The following is a 15840-nucleotide window of genomic DNA, read 5'->3' as shown; positions in this document are numbered from 1 at the left end:
GTTTGTGCTTTTTGCTTAAAGTGGACGGGAAACTAGGGGTTTTGTTGTAATCCGAACTGTATGGCTTCCTGAAGGATTTCAATGTTAATATCTTTTAGTTTTTTAAACTTAATACAATATCCTGTTACGTTTGCCTTACCTATTTTTTCACCATAAGTTTGAGCCAAATAATTTTTATCCTCAATTCCCAAAATATAAATAGAAATCCCGGTTGTGTTGGCACTCATTCCCACCTGATAAAAATCTCTGGTTTTTCCATCAGTATATTGCATGGTATGAAACCCATATCCGATATTGGGATTGGAAACTGTTTTGCCTTCACTGTTTTTTCCATCCAGAAACCACAACTGAGATTCCGGTATAAGTTCCAAAATGATGCGGTGCAGCTCTTGCATGTCGGTACGTTTTGGTTCATGCTGACTGTTGATATATTCCTGAATTTGTTCCTCGGTGTTCATATACAATTTTAATATTGCAAGTTATTATTAGGAGAATTTTTTATTGAGTTTTAAATAATGTAATGGTATAGTCCAGTAGTTTTCCGTTCCCATATTCTCCATGTCCCGGAACCACAATTTTCACATCAGGATATTCTTTTTTTACTTTTTCAACTGTATTGGACCATGCTGCCACATTAGCATCTCCCAGATATCCTTTACCCGCATCAAGCTCTTTTAATAAACAGCCTCCAAACAATATATGTTCACCAGGGAAATACCCTACCACATTATCTTTGGTATGACCTTCACCGAAAAACCTCGTGATAGTTTTTTCATTGCCAACTTTTAAAACCAGCGAATCATTAAAACTGTTTTCAGGAATTACAAACTTGTTTTCTTTGGCTAATTCAATGGTTTTGGAATAGGCATAGGAAGGAATATGATGATTATGAAAAGCCTGCAATCCTCCTGAACTGTCATCATGGAAATGGGTAGGAATAACGGCATTTATTTTTGCATGAAGTGTTCCATTGATCCACTGTATCAGTTCTTCTGAACTTTTGTCATTAATGGGGGTGTCGAAAACAATGGTTTCATTATTATTTTTTACAACAAGTCCGTTGCAGGGAACATTACCAAAATCATTGGTTTGTTTAAAAGAAGTATGGATAAAAGAATGTTCAGAAATCTGGGTAATAACCAGATGGGGAGATGTATACACTTCTTTTGCTTTAAAATGGTCTTTATGTTGAGAGCCACAGCTTATGATGACGAAAGAGAATACTATAGCGACTATATGGGTAAGGGTAGTTTTCATAGGTTTATTGCTTTGATATTTCAACTTTTTTGCTGATCAGATTATAAATCTTTTCAGTGTTTTCCGAAACTGTAGTCCAATCTCCAACAGAATTATATTCGCACATCAAATTCATATTTTCTCTATCAAATCTAAGAATAACGCCTCCTGCGTAATCTGTTGCCAGAACATTAGTGAATTTGGGCTGTGTTACAGATTCATAAATATACTTACTCAAACTGTCTTTTTCTGCTTTGGTAAAAAGTATTATTTTATGCTCCGGTTGTTCAGGATCTGTTTTTTCAGGTGTTGATTCCGGAATGATTTTAAATTCTTTATTACTGTTAATCATGTTGTAGTAGTCAGCAGAGTCAGAAAATTTAGAAATTGTTAAGGTTTGAAATCTTGTTTTAATTTCAAGCGTTTCCCACTTTTTATATTGATCAGTTAGAAGGTGCTCCTGTTTTTTACTGCATGAGATGAATAGCAACAAGCTTATTATGACTACGTATATTGATTTTAGATCTAGATTATTTTCTTTCATGAGTTTATTTTTTGAGTCTAATTCCGTGATGATTATCCCTGTTTTTACTGAATCTGTTAATTTTCAAATTTCTCTTCAACGTTGGCTAATATTTCACAGTCACAATACCCGCCATGATCGGCGAGCCAACTTAATACATTTTCAATGTTACCGATTTTATTTTTTTTCAAAAATTCTACGGTAAGTTGATTGGTGTCATCACAATTTCTTTTTCCTAACTGATGATCAAGATTGTCAAATAATTTTTCAAAAATTTCTCTGTTTATGGGTAAGCTTTTTTCAAATTCTTCTTGCTGCTTTTGCCTCAGCTCATTTCGGATTTGTTTTCTTCGCTCTTTTTCATGTTGGTCCATAGGTCTTGGTATTATATAGTGTTTTTTTACTGAAAACTGTATGGATATCCTATTTCATCAAGGTCAGCTTTCAATTGTTCCCAGTCTTCGAGCTCTGCAACAATGGTAAAAACCATTTCTTTTGTCAAGGTTTGTCCATTATAAATTTTTGTTACAGCTTCTAAAGGTATTCTTTCTTCAAAATATTCTGTAGCCCAATCAATATAGGTCTGAGGATTTCCATCAAAAATATTCAACATTTCTTCAGAATTGTCTTCGTAGTTTTGAAGTTGCCCTTTTTGCCAGTTTTTGTGTTCAGTTGTCCATAGGCAAAAAGTGGTTCCGATGGAGTTTACAGGTTCCCCGAAAATAAATTCATCGAAGACAGAAGGTAAGTTTACTGTTAATTCTTGTTTACTTTGTTGTTGATATTCGTGAGCAAATCCATTGATAACACACCCGTTTTGTGAAAATAAAATAAGCATTTGATCTCCCGAACCATTCCACATTTCAAAAAATTCTTCATCATCTGACCATTTGTTGTTGTAGGAGTAGTAGCGATATTCCCACTCTTGAGAAAGTATTGCGTCTAAAACAGAAATTGCCTTAGAAATAGTTTGTAATGTTTTTATGTCTGGCAATAGACTATAATCCTGAGTTGAAATCATGGTTTAATATGCAGTTTTTTTATTAAGATTCTAAGATAAGTATTATTTATTCATATTATTTTAGGAAAAAACCGCTCTACAAAACAAAGCTACTATGACAGAATTTATTTCTTTTTATTACTTGTCGTGTAAAATGTTATCTTTTTAATCTGCTCAGTGCATCCAGTTTTATAAAATATTCATCCAGTAGATCGTAAATGGCTTTTTGGTCTTTTCCCGAAACTTTTTGATCCCAATCTGTATTGACGATTAAATATCTGCCCATCTTTTGATCTTTAAAAAACCATATCACGGAATTCATTCCCGGATCGCCACCGGTATGGCCAAAGTTTCCGGTAGAGCCAAAGCCCATTGTGATGCCCATATTGTATTCGTCGCTGTATTCACTGTTGCTTCTGTCCTTGAAGTTTTCGGCTTTCAGCTGTGGCGTAAAATATTCTTTATAACTTTCTTTGGAAAGAATGCTTCCATTTCCAAAATATCCTTTCATCAGTTCCAGAAGGTATTTGCTCATGTCACTGGAGGTGGTCAGCAATCCTCCGTCAGGATAGGTATTGAGTGAATAATAGGGGTAGGGTGTTTGTTTATTGATAAATGTCTGCGTATACCTTGAAAAATGGATAGCATTAAATTTCCAGCCCGAATGATTCATTTGTAAGGGCCCAAGAATATATTTCGCGGTAAATGTGTCATAAGACATTCCCGTTGCCTTTTCCAGAACCAGTGCTGCCAGGGTGGCTCCAATATTGGAGTAATTAAAGAGCTCACCGGGCTTATTTTCGGTGAATACATCTTTAGCATACCATTTTCCTTTTTCGCTGAGCACATGAGTTAAAAACTCTTCAATGGAAATTTTTGCAGAAGGTGGATTGAAGTGGGTAGGAGAGATATCAATATGTAGATGGTTGGCGAGATCGACAGTATCTTTTAAAACAACAGTATTATTTAAATAGGCGCTATTGTCATTGATAGAAGAGGTGTGGGTGGTCAATTGCCGGATCGTTACCGGGATTTGCGGATGATAGGGATTGGTCACTTTAAATGGAAGATATTGATTAACGGGATCATCCAGTTTCAGTTTTCCCAATTCCTGAGCTTTAAGGACTGCAATACCAATCAATGTTTTTGAAACTGAGGCTATATTCTGAACAGTGTTTTCATCATATTTTTGAAGTGGCTTTAGCGTGGCAACGCCGAATCCGTTTTGATACAAAATATCATGATCATTCACCAATGCCACTCCAAATCCATTGAAGCTTGTATTCTCAATTATTTTTGTGAGTTTATCCGTTAATTCTTTTTGGACCTTGATCAATTCCGTGGACTGTCTTTTCTGTGCCTGACAGAAAATAATCATTAAAACAAAAAGAAGGCTGTAGTTTATATTTTTCATACTGGCATTTTATATAAAAACAATTTCAGTGGTCTAATTATTACATTATCAGGGTTTTATTTTCAAACAGCTGGTTCAGAATTAAAATAAAGGCTCTCCATTGAGGTCTGTTGTCAGTACTTCACTCATATAATCAAAAAAGGGACGCATCGCCAGTAAAGTTAACACAGCTTCCTTTTGAAAATTATCGGATAAAACCTCTTTATCGGTGAATTTTCGCATGACTACGAATTGCTTTTTTCTGATTAAATCTATAGCCGGATGATTTTTATCAAAACCTCTCGGAGCCGTTTTTACGGAATCACCTTTGAGCTCTCCGAAATATTTTACAAAGGTTTTATCAGAGGTAATCTTTTCAATTTCCGTGGTACTGATTTCAAATTCTTTACGGATACGGAGTAAGTCTTTGGCTTCAGGTCCCCAAAATCCACCTCCTACAAAACTGTTGCCGGGTTCCAGCTGAATATAATATCCACCTCGTAACATTGGTTTTGAACGGGAATATCCCACTCCGAAATTGGTTTTGTACGGAGTCTGATCTTTAGAAAAACGAACGTCTCTGTAAATCCTGAAAATATGAATTCCTTTCAGATTATCATATTCCTGAAGTTCAGTATAGATCTGATTAAAAAAATCTTTGTTTTCTTTTACAATCAAATCATATTCAGGCTTGTGTTGGGCAAACCATTCCCGGTTGTTATTTTCTTTTAAGTGCTTGAGGAATTCAAATGCTTTTTTCATGATCTTATCTTTCTTTTTTGTTTTTCAAAATTCCTGTAATAGCATCAGAAATTTCAAATAATTTTCCGTTGTGATTGTTTCCTAGCAGAATAATGGTCAGCTTTTTATTGAGATCAGAAACTAATAAGGCTTCATAGTTTCCGTATCTCCCATCGTGTACATGCGCAATTAGTTTTCTGTTTTTAAATTTTGCCTGTCCTAAAGAAGATTGAGTTTCCGGTAGTTTAAATTGTTGCCCCAGCTCAAATAATGAATCTGCGTTGATGACTTTATTGGAATGAAGACAGCCTGACCATTTCAGTAAATCCAGAGTCGTTAAGTACGTTCCTCCTGTTAGGGGAAGATCCGCTTTGTCCGCCACTGAATCATTATTAAATCCTTTGGCGATGTTGTTTTCATTTTCAAAAGGAGTCATTACAGAAGATGTCATTTTACAAGGCTTAAAAATGAACTTTTCTGCATACAGGTTAAAAGGTATTCCCATAATCCGTTCCAAAATAAACTGTCTTAGAAAAACATTATTCATGTTGTAATCGTATTGAGTTCCTGGAACAAAATCTAGTTTGTCAATTAATTTTAAATCATCAAAAATGTCCTTATTATTTTTAATTTTTTTCCAATTTACATTGGGTAGTCCGCTTGTATACTGTAACAAATCTTTTATGGTGACTTCACTGGCCCATTTGGGTAATTCCGGAATATATTGGGAAACATGATCTTCTATCTTTAATTTCCCCTGTTCCTGCAATTGAAGCAGTGCGACACCGCTAAATTCTTTGGTAATAGAACCAATATTAAACCTGTAATCAATTGTTAGTTTCTTTGTTTTCGTAGCATCAGTGAAGCCCAAAGAAGCATGGTAAATAATTCTATTATTTTCTGACACTAAAACATTTCCGTTAAAATCACCCATCTGACTTGACCGTTTCATCAGAGAATCAATTTGGTTGATCCTGTTTGTTTGTGCCCATGTATTATTCGTTAGAAGTAACAGAATAATGGAAAGTAAGAGGAGTTGTTTATAAGATTGCATGTTTAGTTTTTTGTTATTGGTTTTGTGAATTTCTTGTGTTGCTCAAGGTCGTAGGACTTTGAGGAGTTGGGTATCAATAGTTTTTTATGTCCAATTTCTATTATTCACAATTCCTTTAGCAACTTCATCTACTTCTTGAATGATCTCATTTTTTGTTGGAGAAGTAGCAATCCGAATTATTTCATTTTTGATAGTAGGACTTTGAGTTATAGGGCCAAAAATAGTAATAATCCAATATTTCCATACTTCATCTTCGTTGCTTCTTAAAATTGAAAGTAAGTCTGTTGTAATTTTATCATTGATGCTTTCTAAGTATTCTGAAACAGGTTTTGCCACTGGCCGGTTAAAATCTTGCAGCCATTCGAGTAAATTCGGAATAATTTCTTTTACATCGTCATAGGAATAGTTGGTTAGTTTTTCAGCTGTAGATAAATCACCTTTATTTTTTGGAATTAAATTTTTAATATTTTCAATCATTTTTAGCTGTTTTTATAATTTCTGCTTGCTCTCCGAAGTCTCCAAACTTTGGATTATCTATTTTACTGGCAAAAGTCGGAAGACTTTGCGTAGCTCATATCAATAAAGTTTAAATTCATTTTAATCATAGTGTTTTTTAGTGTGCGATTGTCAGTTAATGTTTTTTAACTATTAGCAGAAGGAGCTTTTAAAAAATATCGGGCAACTATACATTTTATCCATACACTATTTGAAATGATTTTTTTAAGTTCAACATTCTTAAATTCTGAATTTACTTTCCACAATTTTTATGCTTGCTTTTCCAGCATTTCTTCTATTTCTTTCAGCATTTTTTCTTTTATAATATAGGTCCCCGCAAATTTGTTATTTAAATACATATTAAAATTCATTACCGTTTTGTTTTGTTGATCTGTAAATGTGGGAAAGAAATTTATTAAGCAGAGAATATTTCGTTTTAATGATCTTGATAATGATGGTTTGTGGGCAAAATCATCGATTACCATTAGATTAAATATTTTTTTTCCTAAAGTTTTTCCAAAGATTGTTTCACTAATTGCTCCATACATCATAACTAGGACAACAGACCACAATAAACTTTGAAGAGCTGTCAGGTTACATAGAAAAATTAAGATTAAAATAAATGGCAATATATCAATGATTTTGGCAAATAATCTTTGCGTTTCACTATTCTTAAAATAGGGATTGTATTTGAAATCATATTCATATTCTTCAAAAATTCTATTGCCATACTTGTCAACTATTTTTGATGGTCTACGAATTATTCTGTGAACTTTTAATTCTGATACTCTCAATGGATTAAGGTTTATCTGTAAATTTTAACCTGTTGTAAAACCCCCTTTTCATTTTTATAACTAAAAAAGTAAATTCCTCTTCGGACTTTTGATAAATCTATTATTTTATTATAATAGGCAAAACCTTTACTGATTGGTTTCCCATCTTTTGTGAGAATGGTATATTCAAACTGATTGCTGTTATTTTTATTACTGATCCGAAAACCATCTCTGGCTGCGTTGGTATAGACCCTTGTTTCAGTTTCATGATCATCATTGGCTACATTTGCAGAGAGCACATTTTCGTTAATATCTGCCACCTGTATGCTTTTAATGGCTGAGCTGGTGAGAGACGTTGTACTTCCACCGATGATGTATAGTTTATTGTTATATACTTCCGCTGCTGCATGTCTTCTGGGAATCATATTGGATGATAACTGATGGAATGTATTGATTGTCGTATCAAAATAGGCCAGAAAAGTTTGATTATTAAAACCACCTACAATAAAAATCTTATTATCGGATACTGCTAATGCGTGTCCCGATATACCAGCAGGCATCGTATATTGCTTGATCCAAAGATTAGTATTGAGGTCGTAAACATTGATCAGACGGGATGGGGTACCGTTAAAACCACCAATGACATAAAGTTTATCATTAACAATTTTGCCCTTTGTTTCTCTGGCTGTGGGCATATCCGGTAATGAATTCCAGGTATTTGAAGCGATATCATACACCTGAAATTTATTAGAAAATACGGTGTTTTTGGCTCCGCTTAATCCGCTGCCACCAAACACATATATTTTGCCATTATGGATGGCAGAACCTGCATTTCCTGTATAGGAGCGATTAACAGCCCCCTTCGTTATTGTATTGGTGGCAAGGTCTACAATTTCAAGATGGCTATTTCCCCAACCGTTAAAAATATAAATTTTATTATTGTAAGTCTCCGAATTAGCAAATTTCTTGGTAAATAGAGTAGAATTGAGAACACTCCAGCTGTTATCAGTAATATTATATTTCTCAATATAATTGGCGATACCTCCTTTTTCCTGATATCCATTGCTCACATATATATTGTCATTTACAATTACACTGGTTATGGCACCCCTGCCTGCAGACATATTAGCGAGATTTTTAAAATGAAGTGTTTGTGCATGGGCTGACAATGAGCCCAAAAATAAAAGGAATAATAATTTTGTTTTCAATGGCTTTATGATTTAGTGTTTGATTTAATTAGCATTACTTAACCCTTCTCAATGTTACTACATTTTGATGACCTCCAATTGCTTCAAAAGCTTCATTTTGACGTTGTATATCCGACCATCCCTTTTTAGCAAGCTCGGATCTGACTTCCTCCTCTGACTTATCTTTTAACAGATGATAAAATGTAAAGTCAACTACTTCTGGTGGTACTCTTTCAATAACATATTTTGTAAGCGCATTAGCTAGTTTGAAATATACAAAAATACCGGTTAACCCAAGCTGTATAATCCAGCTAACAATCCATCCAATCCATCCGGTCTTTATCTTGTTTATTATAAAACCTTGTGAAAATCTTATGTGTAAAAAATTCAAAAATCCAATTCTCTCAAGATTATTTGTATTCAAAATAACTTCATATTGGAAATATTGGTTTGAAATGTAGGTTAAAAGTATCATTGCACCAAACAGATACTGTAACTTATTAAAATCAGTATAGTTTGAGAATCTAAGTACATACTTCATTACAAAGACAAGAGCTGTTGCTACAAGGAATTCAAATAATCCAATAAAGTATACCCCTTTTATCGAAAGCAGCGCGACCAAAAAACCGGTTATCAAGGAAATGCATATGCCACCAATAATTGGTAATGTTATATTTGGAGTTTTTGTTGGCTTGGGTTGTGGTAGGGTTTCAGGAATGATATAATCATCCCAATTGTTTTTCTTTTCTATTTCCTTTTCGAGATCCTTAAGTGCTTGTATATTAAAAGTCTTTAAGGTTTCCTGATAAGCGTAAATAAATAGTTTAACCCTTTTAGAATTTTTCCCATTATCCCATATTTCGTTTCCTAAGGATTCACTTTTTACTGAAACATTACCATTCTTATAGTTCGCTGTAATAATTTCAGTCCAACGCCCGTTTATCCAACCTGTAACTTTATATTTTGCTTCTACATTATAATCGTCTTTATACACCAGATCCCAACCTAGTTTTTCAAATGTTTTTTCTGCAATAGCGATGAAAAGAGCTTCGTTCACAAATGTTCTGAATTCTTCTTTATATTTAGGTGTAAAGCCAATGCTGTGTTTTCGGGATATTGTTTTTTCGTAGTTTCTAAAAATATCTTCCATTTGTAATTTTGAGACCAAGGTTATTGGGTTAATTTTTGTTTCAACTCTTCAGATATCAGATTATTTTCTATCAGATAATCACTTATCATTTTCAGAAATTTCTTTGACTCCTTTAAATAAACTTCATTAAGTGAGGGGGAATCTGTTTCTAAAAAGAGCAGTGCTCTGTGAATAAAGATTCCTGCTCCCTGAAATTCTTTGCTTATGAATAATGTTCCTACTAAGGAAATGTAGGAGATAAATTTATACTGAACATGATTTCTTTTCAAATACTGAAGCGGCATCTTTTGATGCATGTGTTGAAAATGTGAAATGATATCAATGTCTTTTATATACTTTTCACTTTCTATGATAAACCAATCGTCAATAATTTCGCCATCCAAATCTGTTTCAAGCTCGTAATAACCGATAGGTTCCAGATCACTAAGATAAATTTCGTTTTTCACATACAGGCCTATGCGTGTTCTGATAATTGGACCACTATATCTTTTGTTGACCAGATATTGATATCCGTCAAACTGTAAGGTGATTTCATTGAGTTCAAAACCACCAACTGCATCTTCAGGATTTTCTGAGAGTATTTTATGAAGAGTCTCGAATGCTGTCTTTTTCAGATCAAATGTTTGAACTCTTGCAGATAATAATAATTCAAGTTCCTGAGCAGTCATAGTGTAGTTATAAGTTTTCAAATCTAAGAATTTAAAGATGATTTTATTACTCAAAATTTGTTTCCAGATCACAATTTATCATCAATAGCATTTAGGGGTATTATCTGAAAATTTTAACCTGCTGCAAAATCCCTTTCTCATTTTTAAAACTAAAAATATAATTTCCAGGCTGTACTCTGGACAGATCTATCGTTTTATTGTAATAGGCAAAACCTTTACTGACCTGCTTCCCATCTGTGGAGTAAACCGTGTATGCAAACTGATTGCTGTTATTTTTATTGCTGATGATAAAACCGTCTCTATGTGCATTGGTATAAACTTTTGTTTCCAATACGCGGTTTTCACTGGTTGTATTGGCAAGTGTACTATCACTGATATCTGCTACCTGTATGCTTTTAATAGCTTATTTGGTTAAAAGATGTTGTACTTCCGCTGATGATGTATAATTTATTGTTATATACTTCCGCTGCAGTGTGTCTTCTGGGAATCATATTGGAGGATAACTGCTGTACCTTATTGGTTGTGGTATCAAAATAGGCCAGAAAAGTCTGATTACCAAAATTTTCACTAAGCTTTTTCTTCTGTTGCCTGTTAAAAGGTTGTGTTTCATCTTGCTCGATTTTTCAATACTGGTATCCTGTTAAAGTTGTTTTAAAGAGCAAATCGTGTGCACTGTCAAGTTCTTGATCAAAATATCTTTTACAAATTAAAAAAACAAAGTTTTCTCCAACCTGATCTTCACTGAATGTTTCGTCAGGAAATTCGTCTAATACATAAACTTTATTTCCGTTTTCATCTAATTTAGATTTACTTAAAAGTTCTTTTTCTTCGTCAAGCGGCTCACCAATCTCCACAAATGTTCCATCATCTGAATTGCCTGCTCTTGCTCTTATTTTTTTTCCATTCTTTGTCACTGAATAGCCCCACAAGTTAATTGCACTATGTAATACTATTGAACAAATTTCAGAATTTGGAAAAATCCGGTTGAATGTTTTTTCGATTGGGGTTTCATTCTCGTCAAAAAATTGCGTTGGAATGCCGGATGCACAAACCAATAAGTTGTTTTTATATGAACCGATATAAACCTTGTTGTCATCAGGATTAATAGCAACTTCAAAAGGCTCATCCTCAATTCTTGTCAGATTATTAAATCCTAGCTCTGTTAGTAGCGTTTCGTTGTCTACCTGTGTCGGTTTATTAATTATTATAGCTGATGCTTTCCAACCCATATCTTATTTTTTTGTCAGTTTGTACGTTCTGCAAAATGGCAGATAATATCCAAATTTACACATTGCCCTAATATAAAACAGATCCAATTGTGTTAATATTTTTAGATTGTTTTCATCAATGACGTAGAATTAAATTTAAAACAACGATCACACTAGACTTTGAGCAGCTTAACGCTCTTTATTTCTTTCTTCGACTTTCAATAATAAGGTGTGCAGCATCCAGCATTTTAGTCAGATGAATGTATGAATTGACGATATTACTTTCAGGTATATTGCGGTAAGCTCCCCGCTGCCCCCTCGATACCGCACGAATCCTTTCGTGTGGTTCAAGTATTATAAATTAAACATTCTAATAATATAATCTAAAAGCCAAAACCATATGATACAATCGTGCGGTAGCGAAGGTCTGTTAATAGATAGATTGTAATGTTAATAATTGATCTCGGTTATTCATATTTTTTCGTCAAGAATATATTTGAGACTGTATTCACCTTTTTTAGATCGTTGTTATTCAGTCTTCTTTACTTAGATGCAGTTGAATGAAACCGTCTTTAAGGTTATATTCTTTATGTTTAAATTTTGAGTTCAGTTCCCTGCTGTTTCCTAATACACCGCCAACTCCTGTGATTAATGGATGAATATTAAAATAAATGTCTGTCACCAAATCTTTGTCTATAAAAGCATTAAAAGCACCTGTTCCACCGCCAACTGCCATTTCGTACAACCCCTTTTCTGACATATATTCAATAGCTTCTTCGGGGCTTTCAACAGTCTTGTAGCCTTTTGATACGTAAGGTTTTTCAGAGAGTATTACGATTTCTATTCCGCTAAAATGGTCTTTGACTTCCTGTGGGAAGGTTAAAAAATTTTCAAAGGTTTTCAAGCCTATGACAAGGTTCCCAACCTTTTTCGCAAATGCTAAATAAAACTCCATTGCTTCTGGTGGCAACTGATGATGTGGATGATCAGATAATAATACTTTACCATTAGCCGAAATGTTGGCAATTACTGTTACTTTCATTTTTAATTTTTTTTACAGGATAAAATTATCTGAAAGAAACTTTACCTTTACTATCCATTACCTTTTGGAAAGTAACTATTTTATGAGTATCAAAAAAAATGACATCAGTAAAGAAAAAATATTGGCTCTTAAAGATGCCATTGAACTATTGGGTGGCAAGTGGAAATTCTGCATTCTACATAATCTGTATAATTACGAAACAATGCGGTTCAAAGATTTGCAGGAAATGGCTTTGGGAATAAGTCCAAAAGTTCTGTCCAAAGAGCTGCAGGAACTGGAAGATAATTTACTGATTACCCGAACGGTTAATAACACCAAACCTGTTACAGTTTCGTATGCACTTACCACACACGCCAAAGAAACTGAAGATGTAGTCAATGCCCTAATTAATTTTGGCTTGAAGCATAGAAAGAAAATAAAGGAGAAGTGATTTTTATATAAAAGCTGTTTAAACTTTTTTATTAAACCACAAAAGGCACAAAAGATTGAAACACTTAAGGGGGGCTTAAGAGGATATCCTGGCGCAGAATACGTCCACATAAGTTTTGAAAAATCTTTGATTTTTTTTTCTTCAATGTATTTTTATGTTGTATTATTTTAAACTTTCTAAAGTGTACTAAAGTGTTTTAAAAATAAAAACTTTTGTGATTAGTTTAAACAGACGTATAATTAAGAAGTTGGATTTACATCAAATCATTTTTTTTAAGTTTGAAAGCTTTATTTTTTCCCTTTCCTTTTAATAATAAGGTACGCTGCATCCAGCATTTTAGTCAGGTGGATATAGGGATTAATGATATTCCTTTCGGGCATATTGCGGTAAGCTCCCAGAGAAAAATAGACCATCCCGGATATAAAATAATCAAATTCCTTGATGCTGTATTCTTTGAATGCTTTTTTAAAGACCAACAGAGGGTTTTGGTATTCTTTCTCTGAAAGCAAGCCAAGAACTAACGGAGAAACCCCTTTCAACTCAGTATTGACCATCAATTTCTTTTCCTTCAACATGATAAAGTAGCTTGTACGGATGAATGAACGCATCGCTTGATGAAAATGATAAATAACGGATGGTTCTTCTTTTATCCAGCTATTTCTTTTAAGGCATAACTCATAATGCTGTTTAAAAGTTCTTTGGATGCTGCCAGATCATTGAGCTGAAAAAATATTTCCATCTGCTGTAAGCCGTAATGTCTCTTCCGGCCTTTCCCAAGCCGGGATTGAAAGTCTGTTCTGGTTTTTTTCATGAGTGTGCATTTTTTATTGTACGATTTTACGGCAGTAAAGTAGTAAGTCCTGCAATGCCTGAACTTCCTGTCTATAAAAGCCGAATCAATATGATAGAATTTGTGTTTCCTAAAAGCCCTAAAGCCGCAATGGATTGTACACCCCATCGTACCGTATCATGATACTGTATGTGGTAAAGCAGGCTTAGAAAAAGATGATTGTAGAAAAGCAGAACAGCATGAAAATAAAAACGGCATGAGACTCTACAATATCTGAACTAGAGGTACTGGTATACCGTGCAACAGATAAGAGAGCCCACGCCTAGGTCGTGAGCTTCCTGCTTATCATCTTGCGTGCATAAAAATTACCAGTTTTCAAAAGCAAGGTTCTAAGCAATAGCTTCTATATTTCTTTGAAGTATCGCAAAATTACATCTTCAGATGTAATCTATTGACAAATATAAGAAATTTTCATTTTGTTACAAGTTCTTGTAATAAAATTTGCGAAAAAAATTACGCCCTTTGTATAAAGGGCTAATAAATGGACATTTTACAAGATGAAATACTAAAAAGATTTGGAGAACACATCAAAGATTTAAGACTTAAATCTGGACTTACTCAAGATGATGTTGTCCTAAATAGTTCCAAAATTACTAAAGGTACAGTAAGCGATATAGAAAATGGAAAAAGAAACTTTGCATTTACTACATTAATTGATTTGGCCAGAGGTCTAAATGTATTGCCTAAAGATTTATTGGATTTCAAAATAGATGAGAAATCCTAGATTTGTTCTTAACTAGAATATAAACCAAGCTCCGAAGTCTTAAAACTTCGGAGCTTGGTTTTAAATAGCTTGGTTTTATTTTATTGGCGCAAGGTCTCCTGACTTTGCGCAACGGGGTGCAATTTATTTAAAGATTGCAGATTCAAAGTCCTTTTCAGCTATAATTTGGTTATTTTCAATCATATAAGTAACTAATTCAGAAAGTAAGTTAAATGATCCAACTAAAGCATTTTCAATATCATTGTCTTTAAGATTACTACCGTGTACCACTTTTGAACGAAGGCCATATAGTTTCTTAATGTCCTTGAATTTCTCAATTCTTTTCTCTCCTCTTTCATACAATAAAGATGAAATACTTAGTGAGAGACGATATGTTATTTCGGAAGAGACATCAACAATACTTTCAATTGCGGCCCAAATAATTGCTATAGCACTTTTTATATCTACACAATAGCGCCAAGAATTTAATACTTCCAATGAATATCTAAACTTCTCATATTTAAATGCTAGTGTATTTGCTATTTCAAAATGTTCCTTCAGCCAGCATATATCACTTTTCTCCATATTTAAGTTATTGAAGCTACTAATTTGTAGCATATTTATATGGTAGTCACAAAGATTGGCTTTGACTTCTTTCGCATCCTTAATATTGTTCCAGGAATGATTTAATAGTGCAATCGAATTTGTAGTTGTTTTTTTTCGTAAAACTAGTAAAGTATTTAGTAACCAAGCTCTATTTAAAATATCATATCCGTAAGTGGATTTATTTTCTGAGCTGATTATTTCAAAGTTATTAGTTAGGTAACAAAAAGGCTCTAGTAATGACCATTGTTGGAAACCTTTTGCACCTAATCCAGCAAGTTCAAAAATGGATAATTTATTAACTTTTCGTATTTTTAAATACGGTAATATTTCAATTTCGTTATCTTCTAAGAATATTCCGTTTCCTAAAATAAACCAAGTAACTTCAGTTATCATTTTTAAATGAGTATTGTTTTTAAATTGGACCTAAAGTTCCCAAACTTTACGGCTGTTGTAAACTAAAGAAACCGAAACTTTAGGTTTTACACTGAACACAAAGATACTACAAAACTAACTTTAAATTAAACCCAAAACCCGCAATAGCATAAAACCTGTGCTAGCACTAGTTTTTTAATTATCCCGCTACTGCGCGAATCCTTTCGTGCGGTTTAACTATTATAAACTGCTTAAACTTTCAATTTTGCACTAACCTTAGCAATAGCCTTTTATTATTTATTAAATTATGAAAAAAGGAAATATATAATGCTGTTGCGACAAGAAAGGAGAAACTTTCAATTTCTCCTTTAAACTGCCATTTCGCCAATATGATGTTACATGAAGTTTT

Annotated in this window: 21 protein-coding genes; 2 read left to right on the top strand and 19 right to left on the bottom strand. The window is 33.5% G+C overall.

Going from position 1 to position 15840, the window contains the following annotated elements; all coding sequences use genetic code 11:
* Positions 1–32: 32 nt before the first annotated feature.
* From LQV47_RS14955 to LQV47_RS14880, 16 genes are all read right to left on the bottom strand, one after another.
* Positions 33–458 (bottom strand): DUF1801 domain-containing protein, encoded by a 426-nt coding sequence (locus tag LQV47_RS14955; RefSeq protein WP_230038199.1) that lies wholly within the window; start codon positions 456–458, stop codon positions 33–35.
* Positions 459–498: 40 nt separating this feature from the next.
* A complete protein-coding gene (locus tag LQV47_RS14950; protein ID WP_202272142.1) occupies positions 499–1257 on the bottom strand; it encodes a subclass B1 metallo-beta-lactamase CHM-1 in 759 nt (252 codons plus the stop codon).
* Positions 1258–1261: 4 nt separating this feature from the next.
* A complete protein-coding gene (locus tag LQV47_RS14945) occupies positions 1262–1780 on the bottom strand; it encodes a hypothetical protein (RefSeq protein WP_156126111.1) in 519 nt (172 codons plus the stop codon).
* A 56-nt stretch (positions 1781–1836) separates the two neighbouring features.
* The gene (locus tag LQV47_RS14940; protein WP_047494065.1) at positions 1837–2133 is read right to left on the bottom strand and encodes a DUF2695 domain-containing protein; all 297 of its coding nucleotides are present in this window, start codon (positions 2131–2133) and stop codon (positions 1837–1839) included.
* Positions 2134–2159: 26 nt separating this feature from the next.
* Entirely contained in the window at positions 2160–2780 is a 621-nt protein-coding gene (locus tag LQV47_RS14935; protein ID WP_230038197.1) for a hypothetical protein, read from the bottom strand.
* 136 nt (positions 2781–2916) lie between these two features.
* The gene (locus tag LQV47_RS14930) at positions 2917–4173 is read right to left on the bottom strand and encodes a serine hydrolase domain-containing protein (RefSeq protein ID WP_230038195.1); all 1257 of its coding nucleotides are present in this window, start codon (positions 4171–4173) and stop codon (positions 2917–2919) included.
* Between the two features lie 81 nt (positions 4174–4254).
* Positions 4255–4914, bottom strand: a complete 660-nt coding sequence (locus LQV47_RS14925; protein WP_230038193.1) for a DUF2461 domain-containing protein — start codon at positions 4912–4914, stop codon at positions 4255–4257.
* A 4-nt stretch (positions 4915–4918) separates the two neighbouring features.
* On the bottom strand, positions 4919–5947 hold the full coding sequence (locus LQV47_RS14920; RefSeq protein WP_230038191.1) for a serine hydrolase domain-containing protein: 1029 nt from the start codon (positions 5945–5947) through the stop codon (positions 4919–4921).
* Between the two features lie 84 nt (positions 5948–6031).
* Positions 6032–6424 (bottom strand): DUF5071 domain-containing protein, encoded by a 393-nt coding sequence (locus LQV47_RS14915; protein WP_230038189.1) that lies wholly within the window; start codon positions 6422–6424, stop codon positions 6032–6034.
* A gap of 287 nt (positions 6425–6711) precedes the next feature.
* Complete coding sequence (locus LQV47_RS14910) at positions 6712–7236, bottom strand: RDD family protein (protein WP_047494039.1); 525 nt, start codon at positions 7234–7236, stop codon at positions 6712–6714.
* A gap of 11 nt (positions 7237–7247) precedes the next feature.
* Positions 7248–8423: a kelch repeat-containing protein gene (locus tag LQV47_RS14905; protein WP_230038187.1), complete on the bottom strand. Its 1176-nt coding sequence runs from the start codon at positions 8421–8423 to the stop codon at positions 7248–7250.
* A gap of 34 nt (positions 8424–8457) precedes the next feature.
* Positions 8458–9552, bottom strand: a complete 1095-nt coding sequence (locus tag LQV47_RS14900; RefSeq protein ID WP_230038185.1) for a hypothetical protein — start codon at positions 9550–9552, stop codon at positions 8458–8460.
* A gap of 20 nt (positions 9553–9572) precedes the next feature.
* Complete coding sequence (locus LQV47_RS14895) at positions 9573–10241, bottom strand: hypothetical protein (RefSeq protein WP_230038183.1); 669 nt, start codon at positions 10239–10241, stop codon at positions 9573–9575.
* 79 nt (positions 10242–10320) lie between these two features.
* A complete protein-coding gene (locus tag LQV47_RS14890; RefSeq protein ID WP_230038181.1) occupies positions 10321–10551 on the bottom strand; it encodes a T9SS type A sorting domain-containing protein in 231 nt (76 codons plus the stop codon).
* Positions 10552–10843: 292 nt separating this feature from the next.
* A complete protein-coding gene (locus LQV47_RS14885) occupies positions 10844–11449 on the bottom strand; it encodes a hypothetical protein (RefSeq protein ID WP_084085584.1) in 606 nt (201 codons plus the stop codon).
* A 511-nt stretch (positions 11450–11960) separates the two neighbouring features.
* Complete coding sequence (locus tag LQV47_RS14880) at positions 11961–12470, bottom strand: hypothetical protein (protein ID WP_230038179.1); 510 nt, start codon at positions 12468–12470, stop codon at positions 11961–11963.
* A gap of 82 nt (positions 12471–12552) precedes the next feature.
* On the opposite strand from LQV47_RS14880, the gene LQV47_RS14875 reads away from it, so the two are divergent.
* Complete coding sequence (locus LQV47_RS14875; RefSeq protein ID WP_047494014.1) at positions 12553–12900, top strand: helix-turn-helix domain-containing protein; 348 nt, start codon at positions 12553–12555, stop codon at positions 12898–12900.
* A gap of 287 nt (positions 12901–13187) precedes the next feature.
* On the opposite strand, the gene LQV47_RS14870 is transcribed toward LQV47_RS14875, so the two are convergent.
* Both LQV47_RS14870 and LQV47_RS14865 read right to left on the bottom strand, forming a co-directional pair.
* On the bottom strand, positions 13188–13475 hold the full coding sequence (locus LQV47_RS14870; protein ID WP_230038177.1) for a hypothetical protein: 288 nt from the start codon (positions 13473–13475) through the stop codon (positions 13188–13190).
* A 71-nt stretch (positions 13476–13546) separates the two neighbouring features.
* Positions 13547–13711, bottom strand: coding sequence for a hypothetical protein (locus tag LQV47_RS14865; protein ID WP_230038175.1), 165 nt, complete (start codon positions 13709–13711; stop codon positions 13547–13549).
* Positions 13712–14231: 520 nt separating this feature from the next.
* Between LQV47_RS14865 and LQV47_RS14860 the strand changes: the two genes are divergently transcribed.
* The gene (locus LQV47_RS14860) at positions 14232–14474 is read left to right on the top strand and encodes a helix-turn-helix transcriptional regulator (RefSeq protein WP_230038173.1); all 243 of its coding nucleotides are present in this window, start codon (positions 14232–14234) and stop codon (positions 14472–14474) included.
* 123 nt (positions 14475–14597) lie between these two features.
* On the opposite strand, the gene LQV47_RS14855 is transcribed toward LQV47_RS14860, so the two are convergent.
* A complete protein-coding gene (locus LQV47_RS14855; protein ID WP_230038171.1) occupies positions 14598–15452 on the bottom strand; it encodes a HEPN domain-containing protein in 855 nt (284 codons plus the stop codon).
* Positions 15453–15840: the final 388 nt, after the last annotated feature.

Source organism: Chryseobacterium sp. Bi04 (genome assembly GCF_918698085.1).
In the GTDB taxonomy this organism is placed as follows: domain Bacteria; phylum Bacteroidota; class Bacteroidia; order Flavobacteriales; family Weeksellaceae; genus Chryseobacterium.
This window is presented reverse-complemented; position numbering and strand designations above follow the sequence as displayed.